General features: G+C 61.3%; 13 protein-coding genes. 12 read left to right on the top strand and 1 reads right to left on the bottom strand.

Features of this window, described 5'->3' with window-relative positions:
- Positions 1 to 182: 182 nt before the first annotated feature.
- The 10 genes from QMX97_RS10870 to QMX97_RS10825 all read left to right on the top strand — a co-directional run bounded on the left by QMX97_RS10870 (position 183) and on the right by QMX97_RS10825 (position 13,855).
- Complete coding sequence (locus tag QMX97_RS10870; protein ID WP_065907841.1) at positions 183 to 1,181, top strand: alpha/beta hydrolase; 999 nt, start codon at positions 183 to 185, stop codon at positions 1,179 to 1,181.
- A gap of 306 nt (positions 1,182 to 1,487) precedes the next feature.
- Positions 1,488 to 2,768, top strand: a complete 1,281-nt coding sequence (locus QMX97_RS10865) for an alkane 1-monooxygenase (RefSeq protein ID WP_282396907.1) — start codon at positions 1,488 to 1,490, stop codon at positions 2,766 to 2,768.
- Between the two features lie 133 nt (positions 2,769 to 2,901).
- The gene (praA, locus tag QMX97_RS10860) at positions 2,902 to 3,396 is read left to right on the top strand and encodes an alkane oxidation protein activator PraA (protein ID WP_065907845.1); all 495 of its coding nucleotides are present in this window, start codon (positions 2,902 to 2,904) and stop codon (positions 3,394 to 3,396) included.
- A 134-nt stretch (positions 3,397 to 3,530) separates the two neighbouring features.
- Entirely contained in the window at positions 3,531 to 4,058 is a 528-nt protein-coding gene (gene praB / locus QMX97_RS10855; RefSeq protein WP_282396906.1) for an alkane oxidation protein activator PraB, read from the top strand.
- Between the two features lie 126 nt (positions 4,059 to 4,184).
- Entirely contained in the window at positions 4,185 to 5,624 is a 1,440-nt protein-coding gene (locus QMX97_RS10850) for an outer membrane protein transport protein (RefSeq protein WP_282396905.1), read from the top strand.
- A gap of 281 nt (positions 5,625 to 5,905) precedes the next feature.
- On the top strand, positions 5,906 to 8,431 hold the full coding sequence (locus tag QMX97_RS10845) for an acyl-CoA dehydrogenase (RefSeq protein ID WP_282396904.1): 2,526 nt from the start codon (positions 5,906 to 5,908) through the stop codon (positions 8,429 to 8,431).
- Positions 8,432 to 8,588: 157 nt separating this feature from the next.
- Positions 8,589 to 9,932 carry a 3-oxoacyl-ACP reductase gene (locus QMX97_RS10840; protein WP_282396903.1) on the top strand — a complete coding sequence of 448 codons (1,344 nt, stop codon included), beginning with the start codon at positions 8,589 to 8,591 and terminating at the stop codon, positions 9,930 to 9,932.
- Positions 9,933 to 9,935: 3 nt separating this feature from the next.
- Entirely contained in the window at positions 9,936 to 10,826 is an 891-nt protein-coding gene (locus tag QMX97_RS10835; protein ID WP_282396902.1) for a MaoC/PaaZ C-terminal domain-containing protein, read from the top strand.
- Positions 10,819 to 12,117: an acetyl-CoA C-acetyltransferase gene (locus QMX97_RS10830; RefSeq protein ID WP_282396901.1), complete on the top strand. Its 1,299-nt coding sequence runs from the start codon at positions 10,819 to 10,821 to the stop codon at positions 12,115 to 12,117. Before QMX97_RS10835 ends, QMX97_RS10830 begins: the two co-directional genes overlap by 8 nt.
- Positions 12,118 to 12,148: 31 nt before the next feature.
- Entirely contained in the window at positions 12,149 to 13,855 is a 1,707-nt protein-coding gene (locus tag QMX97_RS10825; protein WP_065907856.1) for an AMP-binding protein, read from the top strand.
- Positions 13,856 to 14,429: 574 nt separating this feature from the next.
- On the opposite strand, the gene QMX97_RS10820 is transcribed toward QMX97_RS10825, so the two are convergent.
- A complete protein-coding gene (locus QMX97_RS10820; RefSeq protein WP_065907858.1) occupies positions 14,430 to 15,545 on the bottom strand; it encodes a Gfo/Idh/MocA family oxidoreductase in 1,116 nt (371 codons plus the stop codon).
- 391 nt (positions 15,546 to 15,936) lie between these two features.
- Here QMX97_RS10820 and QMX97_RS10815 point away from each other — a divergent pair, with 391 nt between their 5' ends.
- Both QMX97_RS10815 and QMX97_RS10810 read left to right on the top strand, forming a co-directional pair.
- Positions 15,937 to 16,965 (top strand): YCF48-related protein, encoded by a 1,029-nt coding sequence (locus QMX97_RS10815; protein ID WP_177343960.1) that lies wholly within the window; start codon positions 15,937 to 15,939, stop codon positions 16,963 to 16,965.
- A 16-nt stretch (positions 16,966 to 16,981) separates the two neighbouring features.
- On the top strand, positions 16,982 to 19,357 hold the full coding sequence (locus QMX97_RS10810) for an RND family transporter (protein WP_065907861.1): 2,376 nt from the start codon (positions 16,982 to 16,984) through the stop codon (positions 19,355 to 19,357).
- The last annotated feature ends 187 nt before the right edge of the window (positions 19,358 to 19,544 follow it).

Here is a 19,544-nt window from a genome sequence, read left to right as displayed (position 1 = left end):
AAAAAAGATTTTAAATAATCTACCTGAAAATATCGCCTACGCTAGTCACTGGCTCCTCATGTGCGACTTGTCCGACGGACGAGCAGGGTCTGCACGTAGTTTAGGTCCAGGGTTGGACGATAGGCCGAGGCCTGATCAATTCCGGTCAGGTTCCCGGCAGCAGGGAAGCAGAGGACCGAGCTATGGCTGTCGAATGGATGATTGCTGCGGCGGTGTTTATCGGCGTGAGCGCGCTGTTGTGGGGCGTCAGTGCCTGGATGACACGGCGTATTGAAGCCGCTGTTCCGATCAACGGGCGCTTCGTGGAGGTCAACGGCGAGCGCTTTCATTATGTAGAAGAGGGTAAAGGCCCGCCGCTGGTGATGATTCACGGGCTGATGGGCAGCAGTCGCAACCTGACCTATGCCTTGTCCGGGCAGTTGCGGGAGCAGTTCCGGGTGATCACCCTCGATCGTCCGGGGTCAGGTTATTCCACCCGTCATGCCGGCACTGCTGCCGACCTGCCGGCCCAGGCGCGACAAGTCGCGGCGTTTATCAACACGCTGGGCCTGGATAAGCCCCTGGTGCTGGGACATTCCCTCGGCGGGGCGATTTCCCTGGCGCTGGCCCTCGACCATCCCGACGCCGTATCAGGCCTGGTCCTAGTGGCGCCGCTGACCCATCCCCAACCGACCTTGCCGCTGGTGTTCTGGTCGCTGGCAGTACGCCCTGCCTGGCTGCGTCGCTGGGTGTCGCACACGCTGACCGTGCCGATGGGCCTGCTGACCCGCCGTGCAGTGGTCAAGGGCGTGTTCGCGCCGGACCCGGCCCCGGAGGATTTCGCCACCCGTGGCGGCGGGCTGCTGGGCATGCGCCCGGACAATTTCTACGCCGCCTCCAGCGAGATTGCGCTGGTCAATGATTACCTGCCAGGCATGGTCAAGCGCTACCCGCAGCTGACGCTGCCCATCAGCCTGATCTACGGGGCCCGGGACAAGGTGCTGGACTTTCGCCAGCACGGCCAGGCACTCGCCGACAAGGTGCCGGGCTTGAAGATGCAGGTGGTGGAGGGCCGCGGCCATATGCTGCCGATCACTGCCACGGCGCGCGTGGTCGAAGCGGTGCAGCACCTGGCCAAGCGCGTGCGCCCCGGCGAAACCGCGACGATTCTGCAGCCGTCCTTTGCGTTGGCGAGCAAATAGTCATGCCTCACGTTGCGGGTTCGAACGTCCGGAATGCCTGCTCTAGAGACCTGACCAAACGGCTGAAAAAGAGACTGCTCAGTCACGTAAAAAAGGCCTCGAAAAAGTAGTTGACGACCTATCGATTCCGCGCTATTTATTTAAAAAAATATTTCAATATTTATTTTGAAATGATTTTTGAAATGCCTAAGAGCGAATAAAAATGAAAAAAACGTCTTTTATCGCATGGTTGAATTCCCGGAGCATCCATCGCTCCCTGAACCTGTTTTTTGTAACCCTGCCAACCCGTCTCATCCGGAGGCTGCCATGAATCAGACACTGGCAGCCCCAAGCGTATGGACCGACGGCAAGCGTCACCTGTGGTGGCTGGGGATCATGCCGCTGGCCACTCCGCTGTTGTCTGGCGCCCTGGCGATCACCACCGGTATCCAGCAACTGTGGTGGGTCGGCGTGCTGGTGATCTTCGGCCTGATCCCACTGATCGACGGCCTGCTCGGTGAAGACGTCAGCAACCCGCCCGAATCCGCCGTTGGCCACCTCGAATCCCAAAGCTACTACCGTTGGATCGTCTATACGGGCGTGCTGTTCGTGATCTCCTCGGTGGTGATCACCGGGTGGCTGGCCGCCGGCGGTATCGAGTGGATCATCCAGGGTGGCCTGGTGCAGGCCGCCGCGAACCTGGAGCCGACCAGCTGGCTGTCGCAGGCTGCCCACTACATCACCGCACGCACTCAGTTGCATGGCGAGCCGAGTTGGTTCACCTACCTCGGCATGGCGATGTCGACCGGTGCCGCAACCGGTATCGCGATCAATACCGCCCATGAACTGGGGCACAAGCCCAACGCTTTGGAGGTGTTTCTCGCCAAGGTGACCCTGGCGCCGACCTTCTACGGGCACTTCTACACCGAACACAACCGTGGCCATCACGTGCGTGTCGCCACACCGGAAGACCCGGCCAGTTCGCGACTGGGTGAAAGTTTCTGGGCCTTCCTGCCGCGCTCGGTGTGGTTCAGCGCACGCTCGGCCTGGAACCTGGAGCGCGAGCGCCTGCGCAAACTCGGCCTGCCGGCCTGGCACTGGAAGAACGCTGTGCTCAGTGCCTGGATGTACAGCGTGGTGTTGTGGGGGGCGATGATCTACTGGCTCGGGGCGGCGGTGATTCCCTTCCTGATCATCCAGGGCATCTACGGCTTCTCCCTGCTGGAAGTGGTGAACTACGTGGAACACTACGGCCTTAAACGCCAGAAGTTGCCCAATGGCCGGTATGAACGTTGTTCGCCTCGGCACTCCTGGAACAGTAACCGTATTGTCACCAATATCTTCCTGTTCCAACTTCAGCGGCACTCTGATCACCATGCCAACCCGACACGCAGTTACCAGTCGTTGCGCCACTTTGATGAGTCGCCGCAACTTCCCTATGGGTATGCGAGCATGATTGTCTGGGCGTATGTGCCGTACTTGTGGCGCCGTCGCATGGACCACCGCGTACTTAATCATTACGCCGGGGATATTTTCCTGACCAACCTTCAGCCCTCACAACGGTTGAAGTACCTGGAGAAGTACAGCAACAGCGCTACGCCGTTCTAAGTGTAAGTCACATGTTGTTGGCGTACTCGGGGCCTGCGTGCCGCGCAGGCCCCTTGCGCCCAAGGTTTATCGATTGAGTTGCACGTAAGTTGTTTGACCCGAACAAAAATAATTAAAGGGAAGGACGTACACCATGCAATCACCTGCCAAGTTCACCACCCACATCGTATTGGCCGCGCTGGGGCTTATCGCCTATCACCAGGCCCAGGCCGCCCGCATCGAACCAGCCGGCAGCGCATTTACCGCCCAAGGCCCGATCAGTTTTTCCAAGGGCGCGCTGATCAGCGCCGATTGCACCATCAAGGTGGCCGGCAAAGTTGCGGCCGATGGGTCATCGGTGGATGTCGAGAAAGTTGAATTCGATGGCGGCCTCAAGTGCAGCCGTGTCGAAGCCACCAACTTGCCCTGGGTGTTGATTGCCAAGGACACCAAGAGTGGCTCCATGTCGAAGATCAGCGTAGATGTCCACGCCTTCGGCCTGGGCGGCAAGTGCGGGCCTTCTACCGCCGATGGCACCTGGGATAACGCTACCGGCAAGTTGGAGGCGGCCAATGTACCGATTGGCGAAGACTGCAAGATCAAGACGGTGTCGATCAAGATGCCGCCGAACTTCAAAGTTGTGGAATAACACTGGACTGTTGTAGCGGTAATTGAATTGAGATTTGGCTGGAAAGGGAAGTTCCGCTTTGTTTCACCGTGACCTCTCGTTCATGGCCATTACCCCTGGCGAAATGACTTCGCCATAACATGTGAGGAAAAACAATGAAAAGTTTGAAAACCCTCGTGTCGTTGTCTGCTTTGGCTGTTTGCATGGGTGCTGCTTCGATGGCCAATGCTGTGAGTATCGCTCCGATCAGCAGTAATTTTTCCGCGTCCGGTTCACTTACTGTGAAGTCACCATCCTCTTTTCAGTTGCCTATTACGTGTGACGTGAAGTTTGATGGTTCTGTAAACAATGTGGGGATTGCGAGTATCACCAAGGTCACCGTGTCGGGTAGCAACAACCTGTGCAAGCTGCCTCAAATCACGGGTGTGCCATGGACACTGACGGCTACATCGCTGAGTGGTACTTCAGGCGGCGGGAATGTCACCAACGTCGGTTACACCATTCCTGCCACCGTGTTGTATCCAGCGTCCAACTGCGGTCCATCGACCGTTACGGTGGCCTACAACAACAGCACTGGCGTGTTGACCACCAGCCCGACAAGCCAGCCTCTCGGTTCGTCCTGCACCCTTCAAAGCCTGAGTGTAACGGTGACCACATCGCCGCTGCTGCAGATCGTTCCTTAATCGTCCCGCAGAGCACTCTGGGCTGATCACCCACGGCAAATACAGGTGCCTCGCAAGAGGCATCTGTTGCGACAAACCATCGGTATTTACCCGCTGGGGCGGTATAAAAACAATAAGGAGTGGAGCATGAATAATAAGAAACAACAGGCACAAACATTCCTGAGCCTGGCATTGCTCAGTGGATTCATGGTGGCTGCCGGTTCGGCCCAGGCGGGAGCGTTCATGACGCCGACGACAAACGCCGCCGGCTGGGGGCGCGCATTTGGTGGTGGTTCGTTGTTCAAGAACGACCCGTCATCGGCCTATAACAACCCCGCTGCCATGGCATTTATCGACAAGAACATTTCCCAGTTCACGCTCAACTACGCAAATATCGATATCAAATATAAGGGTAACGCGTACGACTACTCTGGTCGGCCTACGTCGGCCACGGTTTTGGATCCCGACTTCAATCCGATCTACAGCACTAGAACAGGAGATGGGGGCCAGGCGGGTTTTGAGGCATGGGTGCCTACCGGCTTCATGGTCATGCCAATTAATGATCGCCTGAACTTCGGCCTGAGTCAGGTCGTCCCCATGGGGGCGAGGACAAGCTACGACAATGATTGGAAAGGCAGGGACTTCGCGGTTGATACGAAGATCGAGACGGTTGCACTGACTGGCTCGCTGTCGTTTAAAGTCACAGACGAATTCTCCGTTGGGGGCGGTGCAATTCTTCAGCACACCTCTGGTTTTGTAAGCCAGAACGTCGACTTGTATGCCGCAGCGGCACAGTCTGCGGACTTCGGTTTTACGCCCTTTGCTGCGGGTCAGGGCTTTTCGTTGATGCGCGTCAAAGTCGACAATACATCGCTGGGCTGGTTCGCCGGTATCGCCTGGAAGCCGACCAGTCAGGACACGCTGGGCCTGAATTACCACGCGAAAATAAAGAATAAACTAGAGGGTAAATACAACATCTACGCCGACGAACAATCTCGGTTGCTCATGACCACGCCTGTTCTGGACGGTAAAACCCTGGTGGAAATGGCCTACCCAGGCCTGCACCTCTACCCCGATGGAGCGAAGGCCTCTACCCAATTGGATATCCCGGCTACCGCATCCTTCGATTGGGTACATCAATTCAATGATCGTTGGGGTGTTGGCTTCAGCGCCACCTGGACGGATTGGTCATCGTTCAAAGCGCTGACCCTCAAGTCCGAAGGCAGCACCATCGTTTCGATTCCCTATCGCTACAAAGATGCATGGCAATTCTCGTACGGCACCGACTACAAACTGACTGACGACTTTACCGTGCGTGGCGGTGTTTCTTTTGACCAGACGCCTACGCCGGACGCCACCCGTGACCCGCGTATTCCGGACGGTGACCGCACGTTCGTGTCCCTGGGCTTGGGCTACAAAGTCCGTGCAATACCAGGCTTGAGCGTCGACGGTGCTTATTCCCATCAATTCGTAGAGACCGTCAAACTGAGGACTAAAAACGTGGATCGTCTTGGAGGGGCCAGCCTCGATGGCAAGTCAGAGGCGCGTGGTGATGTGGTTAGCGTATCTGCAACTTACGAGTTTTGATCCGGCCACATTCATATTTGCCAGCAGTTAGCGCATCTTTCTGTTGTGCTGCATATGGATGACGCATCGACGGGTTGCCCACGCGACCCGTTCCGATTTTCTGATCCCATCAACCCATCAGGCTGACCCTTTCAGCCGCCAATTTTTTCGCCCAAGCATTAAATAAAAATTTCAAAACAAAATTTGAATTTAGCTTTCCAAGTTTGTAGTGTGGCTTTACGCCGCAGGTCAATCCGACCTTCCGCACGTAAACCACGCCCTGAATCGAGTCGAGGTATCCCATGGTTATCTGGTTATTGGTGGGTTTCGCAGCTGCGATTGCCCTGGCGTATCGACAAGCCGCTGCCACCCTGTGGTTGGGCGCTGGCCTGGTCTGGTTGGCGATTGGTTACCTGTTCAACGTGGTGGCGGCGTTCGGCGCCACCGTCGCGGCGGTGCTGGTGGTGTTACCGGCGTTGCTGATGACCCTCAAACCGCTACGCCGCACGCTGTTGACCAGCAAGGCCCTCGGCCTGTTTCGTACGATCATGCCGGCGATGTCCGACACCGAACGCGCGGCCATTGAGTCAGGCACCGTGTGGTGGGACGCCGAGCTGTTCAGCGGCAAGCCCAACTGGCAGCGCCTGCTGCAAGCTGCGCCGGCCAGCCTGAGCGCGGAGGAGCAAGCCTTCCTCGACAATGAGGTGGAAACCCTCTGTGACATCGCCAACGACTGGGAAACCACCCAGGTCTGGCAGGACATGTCGCCCGAAGGCTGGCAGTACACCAAGGACGCCGGCTTCCTCGGCATGATCATTCCCAAGCAGTACGGTGGCAAAGGCTTCTCCCACTATGCGCACTCGCAGGTGGTGATGAAGCTGTCGACGCGCTGCTCGGCGGCGGCGATCTCGGTGATGGTGCCCAACTCCCTCGGTCCGGCCGAGTTGCTGTTGCACTACGGCACCGATGCCCAGCGCAACTACTACTTGCCGCGCCTGGCGCGGGGTGAAGACATCCCGTGCTTTGCCCTGACCAGCCCGTATGCCGGCTCGGACGCCGGGGCGATTCCCGACCTGGGCATCGTCTGCAAAGGCACGCATGAAGGCCAGGAAGTACTGGGTTTCCGCGTGACCTGGGACAAGCGCTACATCACCCTGGGCCCGATTGCCACGGTGCTTGGCCTGGCGTTTCGCGCCGAAGACCCGGAAGGCCTGTTAGGCGCTCCCGGTTCGCTCGGCATCACCTGTGCGCTGATCCCGACGTCGCACCCAGGCGTCAATAGTGGCCGTCGCCACTGGCCGCTCAACGCGGTGTTCCAGAATGGTCCTACCACCGGCAAGGATGTTTTCATCCCACTGGAATGGGTGATCGGTGGCCGCGAGCAAGTCGGTAACGGCTGGCGCATGTTGATGGAATGCCTGGCCGCCGGCCGCGCGATTTCCCTGCCTTCGGCCAACGTCGGTCTGGGCAAGGTCGCAGTGCGCGGCACCACCGCCTACGCGGCGATGCGCAAGCAGTTCGGCCTGCCCATCGGCAAGTTCGAAGGCGTGCAGGCGCCGCTGGCGCGCATGGCCGGGCACTTGTATGCCTGCGATGCGGTGCGCAAGGTCTCGGTGGCGTCCCTGGACGCCGGTGAGAAACCGTCGGTGATCTCGGCCATCGCCAAGTACCACGTCACCGAACGGGCGCGGATTATCGTCAACGACGGCATGGACATTGTCGCCGGCAAGGGCATCTGCATGGGGCCCAATAACTTCCTGGCGCGCGCCTACCAGCAGAGCCCCATCGCCATCACGGTGGAGGGCGCGAACATCATGACGCGCTGCCTGATCATCTTTGGCCAGGGCCTTATCCGCTGCCATCCTTATGTGTTCCGCGAGATGGAAGCGGCGCGCCACCCGGACCGGCGCAAGGCCCTGGAAGATTTCGACAGCGCGATGTTCGGCCATATCAGCTTTGTGTTGGCCAATACCGTGCGTGCGGCGGTGCATTCCCTTACGGGCGGGCGGCTGATTTCCGCCCCGGCCAAGACCGACCCGGCGTTGGCGTCCTACTATCGCCAGGCCAATCGCCTGTCGGTGGTACTGGCGCTGATCTCGGATATTTCCATGGGCGTGCTGGGCGGTGCCCTCAAGCGCAAGGAAAGTATTACCGGGCGCCTGGGCGATATTCTCTCGCAGCTGTACATCCTGTCCTGCGTACTCAAGCGCTTCGAGGACGACGGTCGGCCCCAGGCGGATTTGCCGCTGGTGCATTGGGCGGCGCAGGACGCGTTGTTGCGCGCCCATGAAGCGCTGGCCGAAGTGCTGGATAACTACCCGTCGAAAGCCGCAGCAGCTGTGGTGCGTGGCTTGAGTTTCCCGTTCGGCATTCCCCTGCGCAAACCCTCGGATCGCCTGCTGGCCCAGGTGGCCGATGTGGTGCAGACCCCCGGCGAAACCCGCGACCGTCTGCTGGCCAATTCCTACATCCCGCGTCCGGAAATCGACAAGCTGGCCTACGGCGAACTTGGCTTCCGCCTGTTGCCGCAAGTCGAGCTGATCGATGCTCGCCTCAAGCCTGCGGTCAAGCAGGGGCTGATCGAGCCGATGCCGATCTCGGCCACGGCCTTCAACGCCTGGCGCGTCAAGGCGCGGGCGCTGGACCTGATCAGCGACGACGAAGACAGCTTGCTGGGGCGCTATGTGGAATACGCCGATCACGGCATCCAGGTGGACGACTTCCCGCAGGACTTCGGCTTGCTGGAGGCGTTGCAACAGCGCAAGCAAGCGCTGGAACCGCCGGCAAAGCGCAAGTCCAGCCAGGGTGAAAACGCCTCGGTCAATTGAGTGGTACTGAATGAACACGCTCAGTGTGGGAGCTGGCTTGCCTGCGATGCAGGCGACTCGGTCTATCAGTCAAGCCGGGCCGCTGCCATCGCAGGCAAGCCAGCTCCCACAGTGATCGGGTTTACAAGGCAGGAATGTGTTGTGAGTGGATCTATCTATGAGTGACAGCTATCTAGCGTTCGTCAGTTCTCCTTGGGGCCGCCGCCTGGCCGGGGCCATCGGTCTGCCCCAACCCTTGCCGTTGCAACGCCATCGCAGCGGCCAGCAAGGCCTCGCCAACCCGGTGATCCTGGCCGGGGCAGGGCGCCTGGCCGGCGAAGTGCAGCGCATTTTCGGCGACACCGACACGGTCACCGCCACTGCGGCCACGCTCAAGGCGCCGTCCACGGTGAAAGTGCAGGGCGCGGTGTTCGATGCCAGCGGCGTGACCGACCTGCAGCAACTCGACGAGCTGTATGTATTCTTCCACGCCAACGCCAAGCGCCTCGGCCAGCACGGTCGCGTGGTGGTGCTCGGCACGGCGCCGGAACACTGCGTCGACTTGCCCCAGGCCATCGCGCAGCGCGCCCTCGAAGGCCTGGTGCGCTCATTGGCCAAGGAGTTGCGCCGGGCCATCACTGTGCAGTTGCTGTACGTGGCGCCGGGGGCCGAGGCGGCGCTGGACAGCAGCCTGCGGTTCTTCCTGTCGCGCCGGTCGGCCTATGTGTCCGGGCAAGTGGTGCGCCTGGAAGCCCCGGTGGACGGTCACGTCACGGTCAATTGGGACAAGCCCTTCGCCGGCCGCCGCGCGCTGGTCACGGGCGCGTCGCGTGGCATTGGCCTGGCCATCGCCCAAGTGCTGGCGCGTGACGGTGCCCATGTGGTCTGCGTGGACGTGCCCCAGGCCCACGACGCGCTGCAGCAAGCCGCCAGCAGTGTCGGCGGCTCGGCCCTGCCGCTGGATATCACCGCTGCCGATGCCACCGCGTTGTTGCATACGCATATCAGCCAATACGGCGCCTTCGATGTGGTGGTGCACAACGCCGGGATCACCCGCGACAAGACCATCGCGAAGATGACTGAGGCAGCCTGGCGCAGTGTGCTGGCGGTCAACCTCGAAGCGCCGTTGCAACTGAGCCAGGCGCTGCTCGACCACCAGGGCCTGAACGCTGGTGGGCGCATCGTGTGCGTGTCGTCGATTTCCGGCATCGCCGGCAACCTCGGGCAGAGCAACTACGCGACCTCCAAGGCCGGCGTGATTGGCCTGGTGCAAGGCCTGGCCCGGCAGGCAGCGGCGCAACAGGTGACGGTGAATGCCGTGGCGCCGGGGTTTATCGAAACCCAGATGACCGCAAAAATCCCGTTGATGATTCGCGAAGCGGGGCGGCGCATGAACTCGATGTCCCAGGGCGGCCAGCCGATCGATGTGGCCGAGACTATCGCCTGGCTGGCACACCCGGCATCCGGCGCCGTCAATGGCCAGGTCGTACGCGTGTGCGGGCAAAGCCTGCTGGGAGCCTGAGCCGTGGACTACGTGACGCAGATCATCGACCCGCCACCCTCGCGCACCCGCCTGCTGCTGGATGGCGTGCGCGCCCTGCGCAAGCCCAAGCTCGACGGTGCGCCGGTGCTGCCCAAGGAGCGCCTGGTGCGCTCGGCGGTGGAGCTGAGCGCCACCGGCATTGCCGGCTATGGCCGTGCGTGTGGCTTTCGTCACGAGCAGGGAGTACCGTTGTCCTACCCGCATGTGTTGGCGTTCCCGCTGCACCTGATGCTGTTGACCCGGCCGAGCTTCCCGTACCCGGCCAGCGGCATGGTGCACCTGGCCAACCGCATTCGGCAGCACCAGCGGTTGCACCCAGGCCAGGCGTTGCGCATCGAGGTGTTCGCCGAGCGCTGGGTCGCGCACCCCAAGGGCCAGGCATTGAGCATCGCCACCCGTGCCTACAGTGCCGATGCGCTGGTGTGGGAAAGCGACAGCCTGTACCTGCGCCGCGACGTGAAGAACCCGCTCGGCGAGCCGTGGGGCGAGTCGCTGGAGTTGCCGGAAGAGGGCCTTTTGCGCACGCAACGCTGGGTATTGCCGGCCGACCTGGGCCGACGTTTCGCCAAGGTGTCGGGGGATTTCAACCCGATCCACACCTCGGTGATCGGCGCGAAAATCTTCGGTTTTCGCCGCGCCATAGCCCATGGCATGTGGACCCTTGGCCGAGCGCTCGCCGCCCAGCAACCGCCGGGAGGCCTGGACCAGGCCGAAGCCCATTGCGATTTCAAACTGCCGATCTACCTGCCCGGCCAGGTCGCCCTGTGGAGCCACCCCGTGACCGGCCCGCGCCGTGCATTCGAGGTGCGCAATGCTGCCGGCGACAAACCCCATATGCGTGGGCTCTTTATTTGGAAAGCCTTAGATGAGTGACTACAGCTTCAACCCGGCCCCAACCCGCCGCGTGGCGATCATCGGCGGCAACCGCATTCCGTTTGCCCGCTCCAACACCGTGTACGCCCATGACAGCAACCAGGATTTGCTGGTGGCAGCGCTGCAAGGCCTGGTCGACCGCTACAACCTGCACGGCCAGCGCCTGGGCGAGTTCGCCGCCGGCGCGGTGATCAAGCATTCGCGCGATTTCAACCTGGCGCGCGAGTCGTTGCTGTCCACCACGCTGTCGCCGCAAACCCCGGCCTACGACGTGCAACAAGCCTGCGGCACCGGCCTGGAAGCGGCGCTGCTGGTGGCGAATAAGATTGCCCTGGGCCAGATCGAAGTGGGCATCGCCGGCGGCGCCGACACCACCTCCGATGCGCCCATCGGCATCAACGAATCCCTGCGCCACACGCTCTTGGCGGCCAATCGCGCCAAGGGCATAGGCGACAAGCTCAAGGCATTGCTGAAAGTGCGCCCGTCGATGTTGTTCAAGCCGCTGCTGCCCCGCAACGGTGAGCCGCGCACGGGCTTGTCGATGGGCGAGCACTGCGAAGAAATGGCCAAGCGCTGGCAGATCAAACGCCTGGCGCAGGACGAACTGACCCTGACCAGCCACCAGCGTCTGGACGCTGCCTATAAACGCGGCTTTTTCGACGACCTGATCAGCCCCCATCGCGGCCTGGCCCGCGACAATAACCTGCGTGCCGACGCGAGCCTGGAGAAGCTCGCCGGCCTGTCCCCGGCCTATGACCGGCAGAACGGCACGCTCACGGCGGGCAACTCCACGCCGCTCACCGATGGCGCCTCGGTGGTGTTGCTGGCCAGTGAAGAGTGGGCGGCGGCCAACGGCTGGCCGGTGCTGGCCTACCTGCGCACTGGCGAAACGGCGGCGGTGAATTTTGTCGACGGCACCGAAGGCCTGCTGATGGCTCCGGCCTATGCAGTGCCGCGCATGCTCAAGCGCGAAGGGCTGAGCTTTGCCGACTTCGACTTCTTCGAGATCCACGAAGCCTTCGCCGCCCAGGTGCTGTGCACGCTCAAGGCTTGGGAGGACGCCGATTATTGCCGCGAGCGGCTAGGCTTGGAGACTCCGCTCGGCCCGATCGAACGCAGCAAAATGAACGTCAACGGCGGCTCGCTGGGCTGTGGTCACCCGTTTGCCGCCACCGGTGGCCGGCAGTTGGCGGCGCTGGCCAAGGCCATCCATGAGCGGGGTGGCGGCCGCGGCCTGATTTCGATCTGCGCGGCGGGCGGGTTGGGCATTACTGCCATCGTCGAAAAGTAGCTCTATCAAAAACAACAACAAGGAGACTGCCATGAACGCTGTAAGCCAGGAACAAACCGAACGGATCTGGTTGAACGCTTACCTGCCCGGCGTACCGGCAGACATCGATGCTGCTATCGAGGACTACCCGTCGTTGCGCGAGGTGTTCGTGGAGCACCTGGAGAAGTTTCGCGAGCGGGTCGCCTACGTCAGCATCGGCACCGAAATGACCTACGCCGACTGGCACGTGCAAGGCATTGCCTTTGCCGCCTGGCTGCAAGGCCAGGGCGTACAGCCGGGCGACCGCGTGGCGCTGATGATGCCAAACTGCTTGCAGTACCCGATCTGCCTGTTGGGCACGATCCTGGCCGGCGCGGTGGTGGTCAACGTCAACCCGCTGTACACCTCCCATGAGCTCAAGCATTTGCTCAAGGACAGCGGCGCCGAAACCGTGGTGATTTTCGAAAACTTCGCCCACACCTTGGAAAAAGTCATCGGCGGCAGCAGCGTCAAGCGCGTGGTGGTGGCGGCCATCGGCGACTTGCTCGGTACGCTCAAGGGCGCGGCGATGAACTTCATCCTGCGCCGCGTGCAAAAGCAGGTGCCCACGTTCAACCTGCGCGGCGCGGTGCGTTTCAATCAGGTGCTCAAGCAGGGCCGGGGGCTGAACCATTTTCCGGTAGGCATGCACCTTGATGACCTGGCTTTCCTGCAATACACCGGCGGCACCACGGGCGACGCCAAGGGCGTGATGCTCAGCCACCGCAATATCATTGCCAACCTGCTGCAGGCCAAGGCCTGGGTCGGCGATCAACTGGACCAGGACAAGCAGGAAACCAACGTCACCCTGCTGCCGCTGTACCACATCTTTTCGCTGACGGTGAACTGCCTGATGTTCATGTGCCTGGGCGGGCGCAACATCCTCATCGCCAACCCGCGGGATGTGAAGCGCGTGCAGATGATCCTGCGCAAGGAGCGCTTCAACGGGATTGCCGGGGTCAATACGCTGTTCAATGGCTTGCTGGAAAACCCGGAGTTCTGCGCGCGGGACTTTTCCGACCTGCGCATGGTGATCGCCGGTGGCATGGCCACGCACACGGCAGTGGCCAAGCGCTGGAAGGAAGTCACCGGGCTGCCGATCATCGAAGGCTACGGCCTGACCGAGTGTTCGCCGGTGGTGAGCATCAGCCCGATCAACATCGCCCGCATGCGCGAGATGGACTTCACCGGCAGCATTGGCGTGCCGCTGCCGTCGACCTGGGTGCGGTTTGTTCGCGAAGACGGCGAGCTGGCCGAACTCGGCGAGCAGGGCGAACTGCAAGTGCGCGGCCCGCAGGTGATGCAGGGTTACTGGCAGCGGCCGAAGGAAACCGCCGAGGTGCTGGATGCCGAAGGCTGGTTGTCGACCGGTGATATCGGGGTGATGGATGAGCGCGGTTATATCCGCCTGGTGGACCGCAAGAAAGACATGATCCTGGTCTCGGGCTTCAACGTGTACCCGAATGAAATAGAGGACGTGGTGGCCTTGCACCCCGGCGTCGGGGAAGTCGCGGCGATTGGCGTGGAAGATGGCGTGACCGGCGAGAAGGTCAAGATCATCGTGGTGCGCAAGGACCCGAACCTGACCCAGGAACAGATCCTCGCCCATTGCCGTGAATACCTGACGGGCTACAAGATGCCGAAGTATGTGGAATTCCGAACCACGGAATTGCCGAAAACCACCGTCGGCAAAGTCCTGCGCCGCGCCTTGCGGAGCTGAAGGTCTGGCCCCCCTGTAGGAACGGGCTTGCCCGCGATGGCGGGGTGACAGACACACCGCTATCGCAGGCAAGCCAGCTCCCACATTTGGGGTGTATTCCAAGGTTGGAACCGGGTTGTGCCGTCGGTAGAAAAGTTAGTGCAGCACTCCGGATTCCAAGTCCGAACAACGATCAAAACTGTGGGAGCGGGCTTGCCCGCGAAAGCGGTGTGTCAGTCGATGAACAGGGTGACTGATCCAGCGCCTTCGCGCGCAAGCCCGCGCCCACATTTTTGGCGTGTATTCCAAGGTTGGAACCGGGTTGTGCCGTCGGTGGAAATGTGTGCGCAGCACCGCGAATCCCAAGCCGAACGACGATCAAAACTGTGGGAGCGGGCTTGCATTCCAAGGTTGGAACCGGGTTGTGCCGTCGGTGGAAATGTGGGCTTAGCACCCCGGATTCCAAGTCCGAACAGTGACCAAACTGTGGGAGCGGGCTTGCTCGCGAAAGCGGTGTGTCAGTCGATGAATAGGGTGACTGATCCAGCGCCTTCGCGAGCAAGCTCGCTCCCACATTTGGGGTGTATTCCAATGTTTAAACCGTGTCCACTGTTACCCAGCGTTCTTCACGGGCCGCTACGCGAATCGCGGTGGCCAGCCGCTCCACTGCCCACGCGGCGTCAAAGTCGGTGCCGTCCGCCCCCTGGCCCGCCACGGCCATGATCAACTCCTGGACTTCCAGCGTCTTCAGTTCGTTGTAACCCAATTGGTGCCCGGCCGCCGGGCTGAACGCTGCGTAGCCGGGCAGGGCAGGGCCTGCCAGCAGGCGCTGGAAACCGTCCTGGCCGGCACGGCACAGGCGCAGTTCGTTCAAGCGCTCCTGGTCGAAGGCCAAGGTGCCCAGGGTGCCGCTGATCTCGAAACTCAGGTGGTTCTTGTAGCCATGCTTGAGCCAACTGCTGCTCACCGTGCCGCGCGCGCCATTGGCGAAGCGCAGCAGGGCATGCACCTGGTCGTCCACCGCGATGGCTTTGCGCTCATCGCTGCCGTGTACCGCAGGGCGCTGGGCGTGGACGGTCTGGGTGTCGGCGCACACGCTGGCGACATCCCCCACTAGATAGTGCGCCATCGACAGCAAGTGGCTGCCCAGGTCCGCCAGCGCGCCGCCGGCATGCGCCACTTCGCAGCGCCATGACCACGGCGACGCCGGGTCGGCCATGAAGTCTTCGCTGAACTCGCCCTGGAAGCTGATGATTTCGCCGAGATCGCCGTTGGCAATCATCTGCCGAGCCAGGCCGATCATCGGGTTGTGCTGATAGTTGTAGCCGACCCGCGTCACCACCCCGGCCGCACGGGCGGCGCGGCGCATGGCGTCGGCCTGTTCGAGGCTGACGGCCAGCGGTTTTTCGCAGTACACCGCCTTGCCGGCCGCAATTGCGGCCATGGCCATGGGGTAATGCAGGTGGTTGGGGGTGGTGATGGCCACGACATCGACGGCAGGATCATCGATCAGCGCCTGCCAGTCGCCATGGGCCTGGGCAAAGCCCCAGGCCTTGGCGCAGCGCTGGGCGCGCTCGGTATCGGCATCGGCCAGGGCGGCCAGCTTGAGGTGTACCGGCAGGTCAAATACTGCCCGGGCGTTATTGAATGCCAGGGCATGGGCGCGGCCCATGAAGCCTGTGCCGATCAAGCCGATTCCGAGTTCACGCATAGCCGTGGTCCTTTGGTTTATTGTTTTCAGGTGGCTATTAATGGAATAAAAATTCCCATAATTCAAGATATGGAATAAAAATTCATTGAGCGGGTAGTTGATCGTTCCCACGCTCTGCGTGGGAATGCAGCCCTTGACGCTCCGCGTCACTCCTCACGCCTCGGCAGCGGTAAACGATCAATCAGTGCGACTGATGGCGCCATATTCAGCACGTGGCCAAACGCCGCCAGTTAACAAAAGATAACGTAGCGCCGATTGTCAGACGATTCGAAAGCCCGATAGGATGGCCCCTGCTTCCTTCAGGCGCTCTAGATTGCAGGTTTCAGGCGCCAGGAAGGCAAGACGACCTAACAATAATAAATCGGGAGAAAGGTCTATGAGTGAGCCTGTCATGGGTTGGGTTGTTTGCCGCCCACGCGCCGCACGCAAGGTTGCGTTGCTGGCCGCAGCGCTCTCGCTGTTTGGGGCAGTCGCGTTGCCGACTGTTGTCCAGGCCGCCAGCGATACCACTTTTGCGATTGAATCCCCCAAGGCCGCCAAAGGCCTGATGATCGATGTCGTCCACGCCGGTAAGCGCCTGGTGGCCGTCGGTGATCGCGGGCATATCCTCTATTCCGATGACCAGGGCAGTACCTGGACCCAAGCCAAAGTGCCTACCCGGCAGCTGCTCACGGCGGTGTTTTTCGTCGATGACAAGCACGGCTGGGCAGTCGGCCATGATGCACAGATCCTCGCCAGTGCAGACGGTGGTGCCACCTGGACCCAGCAATACCAGGACCTCAAGCGCGAAGCGCCACTGCTCGACGTGTGGTTCAAGGATGCCGAGCACGGCCTGGCCGTGGGCGCCTACGGTGCGCTGATCGCGACCGACGACGGCGGCAAGACCTGGGCAGACGTCAGCGACCGCCTCGACAACGAAGACCAGTTCCACCTCAACGCCATTGCGCACATCAAGGACGCCGGCCTGTTTATCGTCGGCGAGCAGGGCAGCATGTTCCGCTCCAGCGACGACGGCCAGACCTGGGAAAAGCTCGAAGGCCCCTACGAGGGCTCGCTGTTTGGCGTGATCAGCACGGCGCAGCCGCAGACCCTGTTGGCCTATGGCCTGCGCGGCAATCTCTACCGCTCCACCGATTTCGGCAGCACCTGGGAGCAGGTTGAACTGCCGGCGGCACGCGGTGCCCTGGAGTTTGGCCTGTCGGGGGCGACCTTGCTAGACGACGGATCGCTGGTGGTGGTCGGCAATGGCGGCAGCGTGGTGGTCAGCCATGATGACGGCCAGACCTTCAGCGTGTTCAATCGCCCGGACCGCATTTCCCTCTCGTCGGTGACGGCAGCAGGCAATGGCAACTTGATTCTGGCCGGGCAGGGTGGCGTGCGTGTTGCCACTGCGACTGGCGCTGAACTGGCAAAACAATAAAAAAGGCGGGGAAAGAATGAGCAGTCATCACAACGATAAAGCGACCTTTCTTGAGCGCCTGATCTTCAACAACCGTCCGGCAGTGATCGTGATCTGCCTGCTGGTGAGTATTTTCCTGTTCTGGCAGGCGACGCTGATTCGCCCGTCCACCAGCTTTGAAAAGATGATCCCCCTCAAGCACCCCTTCATCGAAAAGATGATGGAGCACCGCAACGACCTGGCCAACCTGGGCAATACCGTGCGCATCTCGGTGGAGGCCAAGGACGGTGACATCTTCACCAAGGAGTACATGGAGACCCTGCGGCAGATCAACGATGAGGTGTTCTACATCTCCGGCGTCGACCGCTCGGGCCTCAAGTCGCTGTGGAGCCCCAGCGTACGCTGGACCGAAGTGACCGAAGAAGGTTTTGCCGGCGGTGAAGTGATCCCGCAGAGCTATAACGGCTCGCCGGAAAGCCTCGACCAGCTGCGCAACAACGTGCTCAAGTCCGGCCAGGTCGGGCGCCTGGTGGCCAACGATTTCAAGTCGAGCATTGTCGACATTCCGCTGCTGGAGTCCTACCCGGACCCGCAGGACCAGGGCAAGCTGCTGGCCCTGGACTACCAGAAGTTTTCCCACGAGCTTGAGGACAAGATCCGCACAAAGTTCCAGGAACAGAACCCCAACGTGCAGATCCACATCGTCGGCTTCGCGAAGAAGGTCGGTGACCTGATCGACGGGTTGATCATGGTGGTGCTGTTCTTCGGCGTGGCCTTTGTCATCACGCTGATCCTGCTGCTGTGGTTCACCAACTGCCTGCGCAGTACCATCGCGGTGCTCAGCACGACGCTGGTGGCGGTGGTCTGGCAACTGGGGCTGATGCACTTTTTCGGTTTCGGCCTCGACCCGTATTCGATGCTGGTGCCGTTCCTGATTTTCGCCATCGGGATTTCCCATGGCGTGCAGAAGATCAACGGTATCGCCCTGCAGTCCAGTGAGGCCGACAACGCGCTGACGGCCGCACGCCGCACCTTCCGGCAACTGTTCCTGCCGGGCATGATCGCGATTCTCGCCGACGCGGTGGGCTTCATCACGCTGCTGATCATCGACATCGGCGTGATCCGCGAACTGGCCATCGGCGCCTCCATCGGCGTGGCGGTGATCGTGTTCACCAACCTGATCCTGTTGCCGGTGGCGATCTCCTATGTCGGCATCAGCAAACGCGCGATTGCCAAGAGCAAAAAGGACGCCAACCGCGATCACCCGTTCTGGCGCCTGCTGTCGAACTTCGCCAGCGCCAAGGTCGCGCCGGTGTCCATCGTACTGGCGCTGATCGCCTTCGGTGGCGGCCTGTGGTACAGCCAGAACCTGAAGATCGGCGACCTGGACCAGGGCGCCCCGGAACTGCGTCCGGACTCGCGCTACAACAAGGACAACAACTTCATCATCAACAATTACTCCACCAGCTCCGACGTGCTGGTGGTGATGGTCAAGACCAAGGCCGAAGGCTGCTCGCGCTACGAAGCCATGGATCCCATCGACCAGTTGATGTGGAAGATGCAGAACACCGAAGGCGTGCAATCGGCGATCTCGCTGGTGACCGTGTCCAAGCAGATGATCAAGGGCATGAACGAGGGCAACCTGAAATGGGAAACCCTGTCGCGCAACCCCGACGTGCTCAACAACTCCATCGCCCGTGCCGATGGCCTGTACAACAACAATTGCTCGCTCGCCCCGGTGCTGGTGTTCCTCAACGACCACAAGGCCGCGACCCTCGACCGCGCCGTGCATGCGGTGCAGGACTTCGCCAAGGAGAACAACAAGGACGGGCTGGAATTCCTGCTCGCTGCCGGTAACGCCGGGATCGAGGCCGCCACCAACGAGGTGATCAAGGAGGCCGAGCTGACCATCCTGATCCTGGTCTACCTGTGCGTGGCGACCATGTGCATGATCACCTTCCGTTCCTGGGCGGCGACCCTGTGCATCGTGCTGCCGCTGGTGCTGACCTCGGTGCTGGGCAACGCGCTGATGGCGTTCATGGGCATCGGCGTCAAGGTCGCGACCTTGCCGGTGGTAGCGTTGGGCGTGGGGATTGGCGTGGACTACGGCATCTACATCTACAGCCGCCTGGAGAGTTTCCTGCGCGCAGGGTTGCCGTTGCAGGAAGCCTATTACCAGACGCTCAAGTCGACCGGTAAAGCCGTGTTGTTCACCGGCCTGTGCCTGGCGATTGGCGTGTGCACCTGGATCTTCTCGGCGATCAAGTTCCAGGCCGACATGGGCCTGATGCTGACCTTCATGCTGCTGTGGAACATGTTCGGTGCGCTGTGGCTCCTGCCAGCACTGGCGCGCTTCCTGATCAAGCCCGAGAAGCTCGCGGGGCAGAAGGGCAACTCGCTGTTTGCCCATTGAGGTAGGACTTGGGGCTAGTGGGGTTCTTGTGGAAAGTGGGATTGGTTGTGGCTAGTGGGCTTCATGTGGCGAGCGGGCTTGCCCCGCGTTGGGCTGCGTAGCAGCCCCATCCCCACACACTGCGGTTTGCCTGAACCAACGCGGCGGATGTAGTGGGGGCGCTGCGCACCCCAACGCGGGGCAAGCC

This window comes from Pseudomonas sp. PS01298 (assembly GCF_029959745.1).
Classification (GTDB): Bacteria; Pseudomonadota; Gammaproteobacteria; order Pseudomonadales; family Pseudomonadaceae; genus Aquipseudomonas; species Aquipseudomonas aylmerensis.
Note: the sequence above shows the minus strand (reverse complement) of the source record. Positions and strands in the feature narration are given on the sequence as shown.

Coding starts and splice junctions, on each gene's coding strand:
- QMX97_RS10810 (WP_065907861.1), top strand. CDS start 16,982: ATGAGCAGTCATCACAACGATAAAGCGACCTTTCTTGAGCGCCTGATC.
- QMX97_RS10870 (WP_065907841.1), top strand. CDS start 183: ATGGCTGTCGAATGGATGATTGCTGCGGCGGTGTTTATCGGCGTGAGC.
- QMX97_RS10825 (WP_065907856.1), top strand. CDS start 12,149: ATGAACGCTGTAAGCCAGGAACAAACCGAACGGATCTGGTTGAACGCT.
- QMX97_RS10850 (WP_282396905.1), top strand. CDS start 4,185: ATGAATAATAAGAAACAACAGGCACAAACATTCCTGAGCCTGGCATTG.
- QMX97_RS10815 (WP_177343960.1), top strand. CDS start 15,937: ATGGGTTGGGTTGTTTGCCGCCCACGCGCCGCACGCAAGGTTGCGTTG.
- praB (WP_282396906.1), top strand. CDS start 3,531: ATGAAAAGTTTGAAAACCCTCGTGTCGTTGTCTGCTTTGGCTGTTTGC.
- QMX97_RS10845 (WP_282396904.1), top strand. CDS start 5,906: ATGGTTATCTGGTTATTGGTGGGTTTCGCAGCTGCGATTGCCCTGGCG.
- QMX97_RS10865 (WP_282396907.1), top strand. CDS start 1,488: ATGAATCAGACACTGGCAGCCCCAAGCGTATGGACCGACGGCAAGCGT.
- QMX97_RS10830 (WP_282396901.1), top strand. CDS start 10,819: ATGAGTGACTACAGCTTCAACCCGGCCCCAACCCGCCGCGTGGCGATC.
- praA (WP_065907845.1), top strand. CDS start 2,902: ATGCAATCACCTGCCAAGTTCACCACCCACATCGTATTGGCCGCGCTG.
- QMX97_RS10820 (WP_065907858.1), bottom strand. CDS start 15,545: ATGCGTGAACTCGGAATCGGCTTGATCGGCACAGGCTTCATGGGCCGC.
- QMX97_RS10840 (WP_282396903.1), top strand. CDS start 8,589: ATGAGTGACAGCTATCTAGCGTTCGTCAGTTCTCCTTGGGGCCGCCGC.